16 protein-coding genes are annotated in these 15,096 nt (G+C 37.8%); 9 read left to right on the forward strand and 7 right to left on the reverse strand.

The window, feature by feature from the left end; translation table 11 throughout:
- Positions 1–3: 3 nt before the first annotated feature.
- A complete protein-coding gene (locus tag LZP85_RS18705) occupies positions 4–228 on the reverse strand; it encodes a YuzB family protein (protein ID WP_025908710.1) in 225 nt (74 codons plus the stop codon).
- A 209-nt stretch (positions 229–437) separates the two neighbouring features.
- On the opposite strand from LZP85_RS18705, the gene LZP85_RS18710 reads away from it, so the two are divergent.
- Entirely contained in the window at positions 438–1,103 is a 666-nt protein-coding gene (locus LZP85_RS18710; RefSeq protein WP_025908709.1) for an RsfA family transcriptional regulator, read from the forward strand.
- 124 nt (positions 1,104–1,227) lie between these two features.
- The gene (locus LZP85_RS18715) at positions 1,228–2,082 is read left to right on the forward strand and encodes an octanoyl-[GcvH]:protein N-octanoyltransferase (protein WP_025908708.1); all 855 of its coding nucleotides are present in this window, start codon (positions 1,228–1,230) and stop codon (positions 2,080–2,082) included.
- Between the two features lie 33 nt (positions 2,083–2,115).
- Here LZP85_RS18715 and pta read toward each other — a convergent pair whose 3' ends face one another.
- The gene (pta, locus tag LZP85_RS18720) at positions 2,116–3,087 is read right to left on the reverse strand and encodes a phosphate acetyltransferase (RefSeq protein WP_119543831.1); all 972 of its coding nucleotides are present in this window, start codon (positions 3,085–3,087) and stop codon (positions 2,116–2,118) included.
- 276 nt (positions 3,088–3,363) lie between these two features.
- Between pta and hemQ the strand changes: the two genes are divergently transcribed.
- From hemQ to gerQ, 3 genes are all read left to right on the forward strand, one after another.
- Entirely contained in the window at positions 3,364–4,107 is a 744-nt protein-coding gene (hemQ, locus tag LZP85_RS18725) for a hydrogen peroxide-dependent heme synthase (protein WP_119543832.1), read from the forward strand.
- A 115-nt stretch (positions 4,108–4,222) separates the two neighbouring features.
- On the forward strand, positions 4,223–4,645 hold the full coding sequence (locus LZP85_RS18730; RefSeq protein ID WP_119543834.1) for a cell wall hydrolase: 423 nt from the start codon (positions 4,223–4,225) through the stop codon (positions 4,643–4,645).
- Between the two features lie 27 nt (positions 4,646–4,672).
- On the forward strand, positions 4,673–5,155 hold the full coding sequence (gerQ, locus tag LZP85_RS18735; RefSeq protein WP_061786193.1) for a spore coat protein GerQ: 483 nt from the start codon (positions 4,673–4,675) through the stop codon (positions 5,153–5,155).
- A 40-nt stretch (positions 5,156–5,195) separates the two neighbouring features.
- Here the strand turns inward: gerQ and LZP85_RS18740 are convergent, their stop codons facing one another.
- The 3 genes from LZP85_RS18740 to LZP85_RS18750 all read right to left on the reverse strand — a co-directional run bounded on the left by LZP85_RS18740 (position 5,196) and on the right by LZP85_RS18750 (position 6,670).
- A complete protein-coding gene (locus LZP85_RS18740) occupies positions 5,196–5,564 on the reverse strand; it encodes a DUF423 domain-containing protein (RefSeq protein ID WP_025908704.1) in 369 nt (122 codons plus the stop codon).
- A gap of 15 nt (positions 5,565–5,579) precedes the next feature.
- Positions 5,580–5,888, reverse strand: a complete 309-nt coding sequence (locus tag LZP85_RS18745) for a YwdI family protein (protein WP_234561866.1) — start codon at positions 5,886–5,888, stop codon at positions 5,580–5,582.
- Positions 5,889–5,989: 101 nt separating this feature from the next.
- Positions 5,990–6,670 carry a uracil-DNA glycosylase gene (locus tag LZP85_RS18750; RefSeq protein ID WP_119543837.1) on the reverse strand — a complete coding sequence of 227 codons (681 nt, stop codon included), beginning with the start codon at positions 6,668–6,670 and terminating at the stop codon, positions 5,990–5,992.
- A 183-nt stretch (positions 6,671–6,853) separates the two neighbouring features.
- Between LZP85_RS18750 and LZP85_RS18755 the strand changes: the two genes are divergently transcribed.
- Positions 6,854–7,300 (forward strand): staygreen family protein, encoded by a 447-nt coding sequence (locus tag LZP85_RS18755; RefSeq protein WP_119543839.1) that lies wholly within the window; start codon positions 6,854–6,856, stop codon positions 7,298–7,300.
- Positions 7,301–7,504: 204 nt separating this feature from the next.
- Positions 7,505–9,007: a glucose-6-phosphate dehydrogenase gene (zwf, locus tag LZP85_RS18760; RefSeq protein WP_025908700.1), complete on the forward strand. Its 1,503-nt coding sequence runs from the start codon at positions 7,505–7,507 to the stop codon at positions 9,005–9,007.
- Between the two features lie 109 nt (positions 9,008–9,116).
- Here zwf and gndA read toward each other — a convergent pair whose 3' ends face one another.
- Positions 9,117–10,529 (reverse strand): NADP-dependent phosphogluconate dehydrogenase, encoded by a 1,413-nt coding sequence (gene gndA, locus LZP85_RS18765; RefSeq protein WP_025910295.1) that lies wholly within the window; start codon positions 10,527–10,529, stop codon positions 9,117–9,119.
- A gap of 180 nt (positions 10,530–10,709) precedes the next feature.
- Complete coding sequence (locus tag LZP85_RS18770; protein ID WP_025910296.1) at positions 10,710–12,119, reverse strand: alanine/glycine:cation symporter family protein; 1,410 nt, start codon at positions 12,117–12,119, stop codon at positions 10,710–10,712.
- A 229-nt stretch (positions 12,120–12,348) separates the two neighbouring features.
- On the opposite strand from LZP85_RS18770, the gene LZP85_RS18775 reads away from it, so the two are divergent.
- Together LZP85_RS18775 and ald are read left to right on the forward strand one after the other, a co-directional pair.
- Positions 12,349–13,596, forward strand: a complete 1,248-nt coding sequence (locus tag LZP85_RS18775) for a PucR family transcriptional regulator (RefSeq protein WP_119543841.1) — start codon at positions 12,349–12,351, stop codon at positions 13,594–13,596.
- Between the two features lie 240 nt (positions 13,597–13,836).
- Positions 13,837–14,970, forward strand: coding sequence for an alanine dehydrogenase (gene ald / locus LZP85_RS18780; protein WP_061786190.1), 1,134 nt, complete (start codon positions 13,837–13,839; stop codon positions 14,968–14,970).
- Positions 14,971–15,096: the final 126 nt, after the last annotated feature.

Raw genomic sequence — 15,096 nt, forward strand, 5'->3', positions numbered from 1 at the left:
ATTTTATTTGTTTAGTTTTTTCTCAATTTTTTCAATTAGCTCGTCCTCTGTTGGTGCAGCTACAGGGCGATTATTTACAAATGCAAATGATTTTTTACGTCCTGGACCACAGTACGATTGACAGCCCACTTTCACATCTGCACATGCATCTATTTTTTGAAGTCGAGGTAACAACGTCTTCACATTTGTTGCCTGACAATCATCACAAATTCTAAATTCATTTGCCATGCTGACACAATCCTTTCAAAAGTGCTTACACATATCTTTTTTTGCCTAAAGGGTATTTTACCGCTATTTGCATAGGAGTGCAAGTTTCGAAAAATGCCAAAATCTATCATACTTCTAGAAAAAATAGTATAACTATACGCTAATCTGTACATACTGAATACTACAAAACATGGTAGCTACCAATCATATAAAAATGAGGAGTGAAATACGTGAAAGATAGACAAGATGCGTGGACAGAAGAAAATGATTTACTTTTAGCAGAAACAGTTTTAAGACATGTAAGAGAAGGAAGCACTCAGTTAAACGCGTTTGAAGAAGTTGGAGATGAACTAAATCGTACGTCTGCGGCTTGCGGATTTCGCTGGAATGCCGTGGTAAGACATCAGTATGAAAAAGCGCTCCAGCTCGCGAAAAAACAGCGTAAGCAACGCATGCGTGCCCTCGGACAAGAACAAGGTAAGAAAAAGCTTTTATATACACCACCTACACCAAGTATAGAAAATGTTACAGAGGAAGTGTACGAGGCAATCCCAGTCTCTTCCCCTACTATAACAACTTCTAACGACGATTTATCGATTGACGTAGTCATCCGCTATTTAGAAACATTTAGAGGCCAAACTGGAAACATGCAAGCAATTCAACATGAGAATTCTCGTTTACGTAAGGAAAATGATGACCTACATCGTAAAATCCAAGAGCTTGAAAAACAAGTAACTCAGCTTGAAGCAAATGCTACTACTATTCAAGAAGACTATGAAACATTGATGCAAATCATGAACCGTGCTCGCAAACTGGTGTTATTTGATGAAGAGGATCGCTCAGCGACTTCATTTAAAATGGATCGCAACGGGAATTTAGAAAAATTAGCTGAATAATACCAATCCAAAGGCGGCATTCCTATGCCACCTTTTTTCATGGGTTATAACCTGAGGCATACCAAACCCTAACGTTTAAATGTGCTATAATATGTTCGTTTACTTCATAAAGGAGTTATGGAACATGTCTATATATAAACCAAATCTTTTACTACAGCCAAAATGGCGCATCATTGATCAATCAAGCTTAGGTCCGGGCTTTGATGCAAAGCAATCTTTCGCGATAGATGATACGCTTTGCACAAGTGTTGGAAGAAACGCGTCTCCAGCTACGGTTCGCTCTTGGGTGCATCACGATACGATTGTTCTTGGTATCCAAGACACAAAGCTACCGCATTTAGCCGAGGGCATTCACTATTTGCAAGAACAAGGCTATAAACCAATTGTTCGTAACTCTGGAGGGCTAGCCGTCGTACTTGATGAAGGCGTACTGAACATTTCACTTATCTTTCCGGATGCAGAAAAAGGCATTGATATCGACCGAGGATATGATGCGATGTTTGATTTAATTAAAGCGATGTTTGCTTCTCACACAACTGATATTGAAGCAAAAGAAATTGTCGGTTCGTACTGTCCTGGAAGCTACGACTTGAGCATCGATGGTCAAAAATTTGCAGGTATCTCACAGCGTCGTGTACGAGGTGGAGTAGCTGTACAGATTTATCTCTGCGTATCAGGTGATGGAGCAAAAAGAGCCAGTGTTATTAAAGAATTTTACAAAAGAGGCCTACAAGAAGCTGAGACAAAGTTTACATACCCAACGATTGTTCCAGAGACAATGGCTTCTCTTTCACAGCTGTTAAACGTTGAATTAACCGTAAGCGATCTAATGATGCTAACGCTCCAAACATTACAATCCACCGGAGCTTCGTTAGAAATGATTCCCCTACAAGCAGCGGAACTTGAATTGTTTGATACACAGCTACAGCGAATGTATGACCGAAATGAAAAAGCACTAGGTTCTGTTCTAAACACATAAAAAAACGCCGTTTAACGGCGTTTTTTTATGCTTTTACAGTGCTTGAGCAGCTGTAATTAAAGCTAATTTGTATACATCCTCTTCGTTACAACCACGTGAAAGGTCGTTAACCGGCTTGTTTAAACCTTGAAGAATAGGACCAACCGCTTCAAAATTACCTAAGCGTTGAGCGATTTTGTATCCAATATTACCAGCTTCAAGACTTGGGAATACAAATACGTTTGCATCACCTTTTATATCTGAACCCGGTGCTTTCTTTTCAGCAACAGATGGTACAAATGCTGCATCAAACTGGAATTCACCGTCTAAAGTTAGGCTTGGCGCCATCTCTTTTGCAATTTTAACAGCTTCCGCTACTTTTTCAGTTTCCGGTGATTTAGCTGATCCTTTTGTTGAGAAGCTAAGCATTGCAACACGTGGATCTACATCAAACATGTCAGCTGTGCGTGCACTTTCAATTGCAATTTCAGCTAAATCTTGGCTGTTTGGCGAAATGTTAATTGCACAGTCAGCAAATACGTACTTCTCGTCACCACGAACCATGATGAATACGCCTGATGTTTTTGTTACGCCTTCTCTTGTTTTAATAATTTGTAGCGCTGGACGCACTGTATCAGCTGTTGAATGTGCAGCTCCGCTTACAAGGCCATCTGCTTTACCCATATGAACAAGCATTGTGCCGAAGTAATTTTCGTCTAATAAAATTTTACGCGCCGCTTCTTCAGTCGCTTTTCCTTTACGACGTTCTACAAATGAAGCTACCATTTCATCAAATCCATCGTAGTTATGAGGATCAAAGATTTGCACTCCATCTAAAATTAAGTTCAAGCTTTTTGCTTTAGCTTGTACTTCTTCTTCGTTTCCAACAACGATTGGCGTTACGACTTTATCTGCAGCTAAACGAGCTACCGCTCCAAGAACACGCTCATCTAAACCTTCTGGGAATACGATTGATACATTGCTTGCAGATACCTTTTCTTTTAAACCAGTAAATAAATTGCTCAAACTAAGTCCTCCTCAATATGTTAAAAAACAGTTTCCACGTAATAGGATACTCCACTTCGAAAAAAAATCAAAGGCATGTCCTTTAACAATTTGATAACCGTAAAAAGTCTTTAAATTCCTAAAATTCAATTAAATATACTTTCAACTTCCCTTTTATCATAGCGTAAATTGTGCTTTTTTAATCACAATTCATGAGTTTTTCAATCCGAACATTCGGATAAACTATGATATAGTAAAACTAGAAGTCATTATACTGTAATTTAGGAGTGAAAGAATATGGCAGAAGCAGCTCAAACACTAGATGGATGGTATGCTCTTCATGATTTTCGAACAATTAATTGGACAGCATGGAAACAGTTATCAAATGAAGAACGCGAAACAGCTATCCATGAATTTTTAGCTTTAACAGAAAAATGGACAAATACGGAAAATGCAGCTGAAGGAAGTCATGCACTATATAGTATTGTCGGTCAAAAAGCAGATTTTATGATCATGCTTGTACGTCCAACAATGGAAGAACTAAATGAAATTGAAAATGAATTTAATAAAACAAAGCTAGCAGAATTTACTGTGCCAGCTTACTCGTATGTATCCGTTGTTGAGCTAAGTAACTACTTACCAGCAGGTGAAGATCCGTATGAAAATCCACATATCCGTGCACGCTTATACCCGACTCTTCCAAAATCGAAGTATGTTTGCTTCTATCCAATGGATAAGCGCCGTCAAGGTAACGACAACTGGTACATGTTACCGATGGAAGAGCGTCGTAGCTTAATGCGTAGTCACGGCATGATTGGTCGTCAATATGCAGGTAAAGTAAAACAAATCATTACGGGCTCTGTTGGCTTTGATGACTACGAATGGGGCGTTACGCTATTCGCTGATGACGTATTACAATTTAAAAAACTCGTATATGAAATGAGATTTGATGAGGTAAGTGCACGCTACGGAGAATTTGGTAGCTTCTTTGTTGGTAACTTACTTGAAATTGATCGATTCAGTCATTTCCTTTCAGTCTAAACCTTTTTGCTTCCCCTCTCATTAGGGGAAGCATTTTTTGTGCCTTTTTTATGGTCATATTCTCTTCTTTTATTCATATACATACAATAGCGTCACAGGTAAGTGAGGTGAGGAAATGGCGGTTGTCGCGCACACCGAAGAAGATGTTAAGCTTCTAGCCAGACTTCTTCGAGCTGAAGCTGAAGGTGAAGGAAAACAAGGAATGCTCCTTGTAGGTAATGTGGGTGTTAACCGAGCAAGAGCCTCTTGTTTAGACTTTAAAAATATTCGAACTATTAGACAGATGGTCTTCCAAAGCCCTGGAGGCTTTGAAGCCACGCAGAAAGGATATTTTTATCAGCGTGCACGGCAAGCAGATATTGATTTAGCTCGCCGTGTATTAAGAGGAGAAAGATTTTCACCAGCTACGAATTCTCTATGGTTTTTTAAACCAGGCGGTAGCTGTCCCGCCACATGGTATAACCAACCAAATACCGGAAGATTCAAGTCTCATTGCTTTTTTGCACCAACTCGAGCAGATTGTCCGAGCGTTTACTAAATACATGTAGAATTAAAGGAGGGTACTATGAAAAAGCCAAAAGGTAATCAAAATCAGACCCAGCCTTATATGCAAAACCCATATATGAGCTATAACTATCCTTACTATACGCCTTATCAACAGCCACAAGGAGTTGGTGGAGGTCAGCAACAAAGTCCATCGGGACAAATGCCTCCTCAAATTCCTTCCGGAGGATCAGGGGCGCCTCAAGACCCTGGTCAGCTACCACTAGAAGAGTCATATATTGAAAACATTTTGCGTCTAAACCGCGGAAAAGTTGCAACGGTTTATATGACATTTGAAAATAATAACCAATGGAACGCTAAAGTCTTTAAAGGTATTATTGAAGCTGCTGGGCGTGACCACTTAATCTTAAGTGATCCACAAACAGGGAAACGCTACTTACTATTAATGGTTTACTTAGATTATATTACGTTCGATGAGGAAATTCAGTATACCTATCCATTTAACAGTAGCGGACCTCCATTAAGCAACTATTCACCTCGATAATAGATAAAAGGCCCCTAGCTGAACGCTAGGGGCCTTTTTTTCACCACTTTAAGGCTGCAATAACAATCAATATCCACGCTGTGATGAAAGCCACTCCACCCAGAGGCGTTATGGCACCTAGTACCTTAATTCCGGATATACTTAAAACATATAAGCTACCTGAAAATAATATAATACCAGCCATCATAAGCCAACCTGACGTTGACAACAATGATGACTGAGGAGCTTTTGCAAGTAAAAGAGCGACTACGAATAAACCAATAGCATGAAACATATGATACTGGACGCCTGTTTTCCATACCTCTAAATATTTCTCCGATATCTTACCTTCTAAACCGTGAGCGCCGAATGCACCTAACGCAACAGCTAAAGCTGCATTAATAGCACCTAAAATAACAAAGATTTTCATGTCTCTACCCCTTTTTTAAAAATCAAATAAGCTATCCCCGTTAGCATCGTCTGAAACAAGCGTTTTCCCTTCAAAATTTTGCGTAGATGATTGAATAATTTGTTGTTGCATCGAAGGCTGAGCTTGAATTTGTGAAGGCATAACAACGCTTGATGGAGCCGTTGGTTGTACTGAAGAAGACTTTCCATCCGTTAATGCCAGTTCACATAATGTTTTAATTGCAATTAATTGATCTCTCACACGAGCAGAATGATGCGCTTCTTGTTTCGCTTTTGCTAGCTCTGCGCTCATTTTATCTAATAGCTGTTCTAACTTTATTTCCATTATTTCACCTCTTTTACTTTGCCCATTGCGAATCTAATCTGTTTATAGTTTATCAAAAATTCACAGGCTGAGCGATGATTCAATTGTAGTTCGATAAATGTTCACGATTTGATGTTATCAATTTGCCAATCAATTGGCGTACACTCATGCTTTTGTAAAAAATCATTCGTTAAGCGAAAATGATTATTGCCAAAAAATCCACGGTTAGCAGAGAATGGACTTGGATGAGGACTCTCTAAAATTAAATGGTGATTTCCCGTAATTAAGCTTTTCTTGGCTTGCGCATGCTTACCCCAAAGTAAGAACACCACAGGTGCCTCTTTTTGTGCAACCAGTTCAATAATGCGATCTGTGAAAATCTCCCACCCTTTTCCTTTATGGGAATTCGGTTCGCTGCGTCGAACCGTTAATACCGTGTTTAAAAGCAACACTCCCTGCTTAGCCCATTTAATCAAATATCCATTATTGGGAATTTCACAACCAAGCTCTTGATGTAATTCTTTATAAATATTGACAAGTGAAGGCGGCGTTTTCACTCCGGGCTGAACTGAAAAGCTTAAACCGTGAGCTTGACCAGGTCCGTGATAAGGGTCTTGACCCAATAATAAAACCTTAACATCCTTGTAAGGGGTATAATGTAGAGCGTTAAAAATATCATAACGTTCAGGATATACAGTTTCACTATTATATTCATTTACAAGGAATTGACGAAGTTGGATATAATATTCCTTTTCGAATTCTGCCTTTAATAACTCATTCCAATCATTTTTTAAAATAGACATCCCATTCGTTCCCTTCATATTTAATCATTGTGTAACCATTCACTCTTTTGTTATTGTACCTAAACTCTACACTTTCAGTGAAGAGCACATTATAATCACCATATCTCTCCAGTTGAAGTCATGTTCAAGTCGCTTTTGTATACACTATAAGGAGTGCATCTTTTCATATAAGGAGGGGTTTATATGATAATTGCTAGTCCCCGCCAAGTAGATGTCACATATGGATTAGGAATTACATCTACCGAACCGATGATTCCTCGAAAATATACCATTTTCCCATCTCATCAATCGTCAATACCATCCATTTACGTCGGTTTAGAATTTGCCTACGATCATATCAGCAAAAGTCGTAATGAATGCTTGGCGTCTTTTTTATTTAATAAAGGCTTCTATTCACTTTCACTTTATTTTTATATTGACCATACTATTTCAGAAGATGCAGCACTAGAGCGTTATATTCACCTCTTAGAAATTTTGCCTGTCTATCTAAATACCCTATATCATTCTGAAAAATTATTCTTTCAAAAGCACCCGTTGCTAGAACATTGTCCAATTTTTTTATATACGGACTCTTCGCATTCTTTTTTAGATGGTAAAAAATCATTAGGTGCATTATATCAATACAAATAGCGCTTTCAAAACCTAGCTACCGCCATTCAATTGGCGTAGCTTTTTTCATTTACCAAACAAAATACTTTTAAACTCATTCAAAACATGGAATAATAACTACAAATCATATAGATTTGCTTTACCATTTATAAATCGTTACAATTTTATATTAGATATATTAGCGTACACTAAACGTAATTTTGATAAAGAGAGGGTCTAGAAGCAATGACAAATGAACAACCAAAATCAATTATTGTAATTTTTGGAGCTACAGGTGATTTAGCAAAACGCAAACTATTTCCATCTATTTTCCGCTTATACAGAGAAAATAAACTATCCGAAGATTTTGCAGTTGTTGGAGTAGCCAGAAGACCATGGACAAACGAAGAGTTGCGTGAAAATGTTAAAAAGTCTGTGGGTAATCTGCAAACAGAAGACACTGATATTGATAAGTTTGCTTCACACTTCTACTACCAGCCATTTGACGTTACAAACGTAGAATCTTATCAAGAGTTAAAAACATTAACAGAAGAGCTTGATACACAATATAACGTTCCTGGAAATCGCATTTTCTATTTAGCAATGGCCCCAGAATTCTTTGGAACAATTGCGTCTAATTTAAAAAATGAAGGCTTAACAGCTACTGAAGGCTGGAGCCGTCTAGTAATTGAAAAGCCATTTGGTCACGATTATCAATCTGCTAAAGAGCTTAACGAACAAATTCGTCACGCTTTCTCTGAAGATCAAATTTATCGTATTGACCACTACCTTGGAAAAGAAATGGTTCAAAACATCGAAGTCATTCGCTTTGCAAATGCTTTATTTGAGCCACTTTGGAACAACCAATATATTTCAAATATCCAAATTACATCAAGTGAAACGCTTGGTGTAGAAGATCGTGGACGCTATTACGAATCTTCAGGTGCACTACGTGACATGGTTCAAAACCATATCTTACAAATGGTTGCTTTATTAGCTATGGAGCCACCAATTAAACTAACACCAGAAGAAATTCGTAGCGAAAAGGTAAAAGTATTACGCGCACTTCGTTCAATGTCAATAGATGAGGTAGATCAATACTTTGTACGCGGCCAATATGGAAAAGGTATCGTGGAAGAAAACGAAGTAATTGGCTACCGTGAAGAAAATTCTGTAGATGAAGAATCTAATACTGCAACATTCGTTTCAGGTAAACTGATGATTGACAACTTTAGATGGGCTGGTGTGCCAATTTATATTCGTACAGGTAAACGCATGAAAGAAAAAGCAACAACGATTGTTGTTCAATTTAAAGATTTACCAATGAACTTATATTTCAATCGTGGTAAAGATATTCACCCTAACCTGCTTGTAATTCATATTCAACCAGAAGAAGGAATTACTCTTCACCTAAATGCGCGTAAAACACCAGGAGCAACGGCTTCTACACCAATTAACCTTAACTACTGCAACAACTGCGGAGATAAGATGAATACGCCAGAAGCTTATGAACGCCTAATTTACGATTGCATGCTTGGGGATGCAACAAACTTTACACATTGGGATGAAGTTGCTCTATCATGGAAGTTTGTTGATACTATTTCAGAAGCTTGGGAACAAAACAAAGCAAAAGACTTCCCGAACTATGAATCAGGTTCAATGGGACCAAAAGCATCAGATGCTCTTCTTGCTGAAGAAGGCTTCCAATGGTGGCCTGTTGGGGAAAGTAACTTCTCAAACGATAAATAATATAAATAAAAACGCAGCGAATTTCGCTGCGTTTTTATTCGACAGGTCCTTTGTCGAATAGAGAAAGGGGATTGCTTTCAACAGCAATCCCCTTTCTTATTTATTCTTCTTATTTTAACCACTCAGTGTGGAATACGCCTTCTTTATCAATACGTTGGTACGTATGAGCTCCAAAGTAGTCGCGTTGCGCTTGTAAAAGGTTTGCTGGCAGTGTTTCTGTACGGTAGCTGTCATAGTAAGCTAACGCGCTTGAGAAACTTGGCACTGGAATACCTTGTTTAACCGCGATTGAAATAACTTCACGAAGCGCAGATTGATATCCTTCTACGATGTCTTTGAAGTATGGGTCTAACAATAGGTTTGTTAAGTCTGCATCACGATCGTATGCTTCTTTAATTTTTTGTAGGAATTGTGCACGAATGATACAACCACCGCGGAAGATCATCGCAATATCCCCATATTGTAAATTCCAATCATACTCTTCAGACGCAGCTTTCATTTGAGCGAATCCTTGTGCGTATGAACAAATTTTACTCATATATAGCGCTTTTCGAATTGCTTCGATTAGTTCTGTTTTATCGCCTTCGTAAGAAGTTGCTTCTGGACCACTTAATACTTTACTTGCTTTTACACGCTCTTCTTTCATTGCTGAAATAAAACGAGCAAATACAGATTCTGTGATGATTGGTAGAGGCACACCTAAGTCTAATGAGCTTTGGCTTGTCCATTTACCAGTACCTTTTTGTCCTGCTGTATCTAAGATCACATCAACAAGCGGCTTGCCTGTTTCGTCGTCTTTTTTTGTAAAGATATCAGCTGTAATTTCGATAAGATAGCTATCTAGCTCTCCTTTATTCCACTCAGCAAATACCTCATGTAATTCATCTGCTTCTAAACCTAAAACGTTTTTCATAATGAAATACGCTTCAGAAATCAGTTGCATATCACCATATTCAATTCCGTTATGAACCATTTTTACATAGTGACCCGCACCATTTGGTCCGATGTATGTGCAGCAGTCATCTCCGTTTACTTTAGCAGAGATAGACTTTAAAATTGGCTCTACTAACTCGTAAGCTTCTTTTTGACCACCAGGCATGATTGAAGGACCTTTTAGCGCACCTTCTTCTCCACCTGAAACGCCTGTACCAACAAAGTTAATACCAAGCTCTTCTAATTCTTTATTTCGACGAATTGTATCTTGGAAGAATGTGTTACCACCGTCAATTAAAATATCACCTTTTTCAAGGTATGGTTTTAATGAATCAATTGTTGCATCTGTTGCTGCACCAGCTTTAACCATTAATAAGATTTTACGTGGTTTTTCAAGAGAATTAACAAACTCTTCGACACTGTATGTACCAACAAAGTTTTTACCTTCTGCCTCGGATTTTAAAAACTCTTCTGTTTTCTCCGGTGAGCGGTTGTAAACAGATACTGAATAGCCTCTGCTTTCAATGTTTAGCGCAAGGTTTTTCCCCATAACCGCTAAGCCAATAACACCAATTTGCTGCTTTGTCATGTTCTCTCTTCCCTTCGTTTTTTAATATGAATTAGTCACTTTAATCTTAACTGAACCACATAAAAACATTCAAGCTAGAATGCAGCAACCTTCATATCATCTATTATACATATTTGTATAGTACCATGGTTGTATTAAAAAAAAAACGAAAGCGCCTGCTTATGCAGACGCTTTTTAATATTAGCTTGCTTTTTTCATTGTTGCTACTTTGTAATGATTTTCAAAATAATCGTTTGTTTCATGAACAACAACCTTATATAACAACACAAGAGCAATTAAGTTTGGAATCATCATCAGCGCATTTGCCATATCTGCAAACGCCCAAACAACCGTTAAGTTTGCTACTGCTCCAAGGCCACAAGCCGCTACATAAATTGTACGATAAAGACCTGTTGCTTTCGTACCAAATAAATATTCAAAACATTTTTCTCCGTATACATACCAACCTACAATTGTTGAGAACCCGAAAAAAATAACAGAAAATGCAACAATATATTCACCAATTTGACCTAAGGACGACGCAAAGGCTGCTGAAGTTAAAGCTCCGCCATCTAAGTTGGCATTATGCGCCACACCAGAGATAGCACCTCCTGTTGGATCCCAGAAGCCTGTAATAATTAGTACTAACCCCGTCATCGTACAAACGATGATGGTAACAATGAATGTACCCGTCATCGCTACAAGGGCTTGTTTAACCGGATGATCCGACCGAGCATTTCCTGCAATTAAAGCTGCTGTTCCTAAACCCGCTTCATTTGAGAAGATTCCACGTGATACCCCACTACGAATTGCTTCAGAAACCGCGATACCAACAAATCCACTTGTTGCAGCTACTGGTGAAAATGCATATTCGAAAATCAATGCAAATGATGGAATAATTTTATCAACGTTTAAGAAAATAATTAATAATGACCCTGCAATGTATAGTAAAGCCATCATCGGTACAAAAAACCCTGCTACGGTACTAATGCGTTGAATACCACCAAAGATGATCAGAGTTGTTAAAACCGCTAATACGATTCCCGTCACAATTCCACTAATACCAAAGCTTTCATCTACAACGCTTGCAATGGTATTAGACTGAACGCTGTTTCCAATACCTAATGCTGCAAAGGCTCCAAAAAGAGCAAATGCGATAGCCAAAATTTTAAATTTCGGTCCCAGCCCTTTTTCCACATAGTACATCGGACCGCCTGAGTACTCACCTTTATCATTTTTCACACGAAATTTCATTGCTAATAAGGCTTCAGCGTACTTTGTAGCCATACCCAGTAAACCTACAATCCACATCCAGAAGATTGCCCCTGGGCCACCTAACGTGATAGCCGTGGCTACACCAGCGATATTACCGTTACCAATTGTTGCAGCTAAAGCTGTCATCAAGGCTTTAAAATTACTTACATCACCTTCAGCTTTTGCATCTTCTTCTTTTTCTTTTGTAAATCCTAATTTGAACGCATACATCAACTTACGGAACTGTAGACCCCTTAATGCAAAGGTTAAAAATAAGCCTGTCCCAAATAAAAGAATTAAGCTCGGTGTTCCCCAAAGAATTCCATTGATTTTCCCTAAAATATCTAGAATGTCCATTGATGCTTCCTCCCCATCTGTTAGCGCTTACATTCTAAATAAGCTCTAATAAATGATTCCCTGATATAATTTTAACATTTTCTCAGACAAGTTTTTTTGTTAAAATCATTAAAAAGGATAGTTGGTTTTTGTCTATTTTCACAAAATGTTTTTAATCAATAGTCAAAAGATTATCAAAAGATTTATGATAAATCAATATGTAATTATTTTTATTAAAGAGGGATTTAATATGAACAAACCGATTCGAGATCCATTTAAGGAAAACTTTGACACACTTGAAGAGTTTGCAGACCGTATTAGTGAAGTTTTACAATGCCCAATTACTATTGAAGATTCGAACCACCGTCTTTTGGCATATAGTACGCATGACGAGCGGACAGATCAGGCGCGTATCGCAACGATTATCGGTCGACGCGTACCCGAGAAAGTAATTAATAACTTGTGGAAAGAAGGTATTATTCCTCAATTATTAAAAACGGATGACCCTATTCGCGTTGAAAATATCAATGAAATTGGACTAGGGAATCGTGTAGCTATTTCAATTTGGAAAAACGACGAAGTATTAGGTTTTATTTGGGCTGTAGAAGTCGATAAAACCTTAAATGAAGAAGAGTTACTTCTATTAAAAAAAGCTGCTACCGTACTTCGCAATAAATTACTTCAACTTCAAATTCGTAAATATAAGCGCGAAGAACGTTCACAAGAGTTTTTTTGGAAGCTGCTCACAGGACATATGGAGTCAAAAGAGGATATCACGCAAGCTTTTTATGATGCGCAAATTACTCCACCCACGTCTTTTTCAATTGCAGTATTTCGATTTCAGGAAGATATTATGCCAGAAGCTGAACGCCAAATTTCTTATTTACTAAAAACCATGCATCGTTTGAAAATTATTCTATATACAATTGATTGCAATGATCTTATTCTGTTCCTTTCTTTGGATTCAATTTTAACTCCATTAAAAGATCAGCATGATTTTGTAACATTCTTTAAAGATACAATGAAAGAAAGGTTCTCAATTGAGCAAATTGAAGCTAGCTTTAGCAGCATGTATTCTTCTTATGATCATATCGCCAAAAGTTACAATGAAGCACTAAACGTATTGAACATTAAGAGAAAGTTCCCGAAAGAAACGGCCCACATCGCAGGCTATCAAGAATTAGGGATCTATCAATTTTTAGATGTACTGCTAGAGAAAAGAACGCAAGATCACTTTGAAAATTACTCATTAGCTAAATTAAACGAGTATGATTTGCGCCACAATAGTACCTTAGTGGAAACACTCGAAGTATTTTTAGATTCAGACAACAACATTAACGATGCTGCTAAAGTTTTAAACGTTCACATTAATACTTTAAGTTACCGTTTAAAGCGTATTTCAGAGATTGGTGATATTAACTTAAAAGATACAAACCAAAAAATTACGCTTTATTTAGATATTAAATTACAAAAATATAAAAATAACCCATCAAATTAAGTAAAAGAGCCATTCTGCATATAGGATGGCTCTTTGCTTATTGATAGACCAAAAGACCCAACCTATGTCAGAACAACTAACAAATAATCAGAAAAATCAAAATAGTAAACGCTTCCATTTGTGTGTTTTCACAAAATAATACGATTGATTTCTTTTTTCCTGACAAAGAAAAAGAAAGAAGTTTTTTATATACTGTAGCTAGAAATAAGATTTCGTCTATTTTAAGGGAGGAAACATATTATGATTATTGGTGTACCAAAAGAGATTAAAAACAACGAAAACCGTGTAGCGATTACGCCTGCAGGAGTAGCATCATTTGTTGGTACAGGTCATCGTGTCTTAGTAGAAGCAGAAGCAGGAATCGGAAGTGGATTTACGAATGAAGACTACATGAAAGCTGGAGCAGAAATTGTTGAATTAGCTGCTGACGTTTGGGCTCAAGCTGAAATGGTCATGAAAGTAAAAGAGCCTCTACCTAGCGAATATGATTATTTCCGCCCAGGTTTAATTTTATTTACTTATTTACACTTAGCTGCAGAACCTGCTTTAGCACAAGCGCTTAAAGATAAAGGTGTCACAGCTATCGCATATGAAACAGTTGCAGTAAACAGAACGTTGCCATTATTAACACCAATGAGTGAAGTAGCGGGACGCATGGCTTCTCAAATCGGTGCTCAATTCTTACAAAAATCAAACGGCGGTAAAGGAATTCTATTAGCTGGCGTACCTGGAGTAAGCCGTGGAAAAGTAACAATTATTGGTGGCGGTGTTGTTGGAACAAATGCTGCTAAGTTAGCAATCGGACTTGGTGCAGATGTAACAATTATTGACCTAAGCCCTGAACGCCTTCGTCAATTAGACGATATTTTCGGAAACCAAATCAATACGCTGGTTTCAAACCCTTATAACATCGCTGATGCTGTTGCTCAAGCAGACTTATTGATTGGCGCTGTGTTAATCCCAGGTGCAAAAGCACCTAAGCTTGTAACAGAAGAAATGGTACAATCAATGAAACCAGGATCTGTTATTGTTGACGTAGCAATTGACCAAGGTGGTATTGTTGAAACAGTTGATCATATCACTACTCACGATCAACCAACGTACGAAAAGCACGGTGTAGTTCACTATGCTGTTGCAAATATGCCAGGTGCAGTACCTCGTACATCTACAATTGCTCTTACAAACGTAACTGTACCATACGCTTTACAAATTGCATCTAAAGGTGCTTATAAAGCAATTCAAGAAAACCCAGCACTTAAATTAGGTGTAAACGTAGCAAATGGCGCAATTACGTATGAAGCAGTTGCACGCGACCTAGGCTATGATTATGTACCGGTTGAAGTTGCTTTAAACAAAGAATTAACTTCTATTTAATAAATCAAGGTCTCTCTATCTAGAGAGGCCTTTGTTGTTTATAACGAGTTATTCAAAGAAAACATCCATCATCTCTCACCCTCCTATTCCTCCCTTTTGAATTATATATTAGTAAAATATTATTAC

Origin of the sequence: Priestia flexa, from assembly GCF_021441905.1 — a bacterium.
Taxonomy (GTDB): Bacteria; Bacillota; Bacilli; order Bacillales; family Bacillaceae_H; genus Priestia; species Priestia flexa.

Excerpts from the sequence above, each read along its gene's own strand:
- LZP85_RS18705 (WP_025908710.1), bottom strand. The coding sequence starts at position 228 with ATGGCAAATGAATTTAGAATTTGTGATGATTGTCAGGCAACAAATGTG.
- LZP85_RS18715 (WP_025908708.1), top strand. The coding sequence starts at position 1,228 with ATGTCTATATATAAACCAAATCTTTTACTACAGCCAAAATGGCGCATC.
- hemQ (WP_119543832.1), top strand. The coding sequence starts at position 3,364 with ATGGCAGAAGCAGCTCAAACACTAGATGGATGGTATGCTCTTCATGAT.
- LZP85_RS18730 (WP_119543834.1), top strand. The coding sequence starts at position 4,223 with ATGGCGGTTGTCGCGCACACCGAAGAAGATGTTAAGCTTCTAGCCAGA.
- gerQ (WP_061786193.1), top strand. The coding sequence starts at position 4,673 with ATGAAAAAGCCAAAAGGTAATCAAAATCAGACCCAGCCTTATATGCAA.
- LZP85_RS18740 (WP_025908704.1), bottom strand. The coding sequence starts at position 5,564 with ATGAAAATCTTTGTTATTTTAGGTGCTATTAATGCAGCTTTAGCTGTT.
- LZP85_RS18745 (WP_234561866.1), bottom strand. The coding sequence starts at position 5,888 with ATGGAAATAAAGTTAGAACAGCTATTAGATAAAATGAGCGCAGAGCTA.
- LZP85_RS18750 (WP_119543837.1), bottom strand. The coding sequence starts at position 6,670 with ATGTCTATTTTAAAAAATGATTGGAATGAGTTATTAAAGGCAGAATTC.
- LZP85_RS18755 (WP_119543839.1), top strand. The coding sequence starts at position 6,854 with ATGATAATTGCTAGTCCCCGCCAAGTAGATGTCACATATGGATTAGGA.
- zwf (WP_025908700.1), top strand. The coding sequence starts at position 7,505 with ATGACAAATGAACAACCAAAATCAATTATTGTAATTTTTGGAGCTACA.
- gndA (WP_025910295.1), bottom strand. The coding sequence starts at position 10,529 with ATGACAAAGCAGCAAATTGGTGTTATTGGCTTAGCGGTTATGGGGAAA.
- LZP85_RS18770 (WP_025910296.1), bottom strand. The coding sequence starts at position 12,119 with ATGGACATTCTAGATATTTTAGGGAAAATCAATGGAATTCTTTGGGGA.
- LZP85_RS18775 (WP_119543841.1), top strand. The coding sequence starts at position 12,349 with ATGAACAAACCGATTCGAGATCCATTTAAGGAAAACTTTGACACACTT.
- ald (WP_061786190.1), top strand. The coding sequence starts at position 13,837 with ATGATTATTGGTGTACCAAAAGAGATTAAAAACAACGAAAACCGTGTA.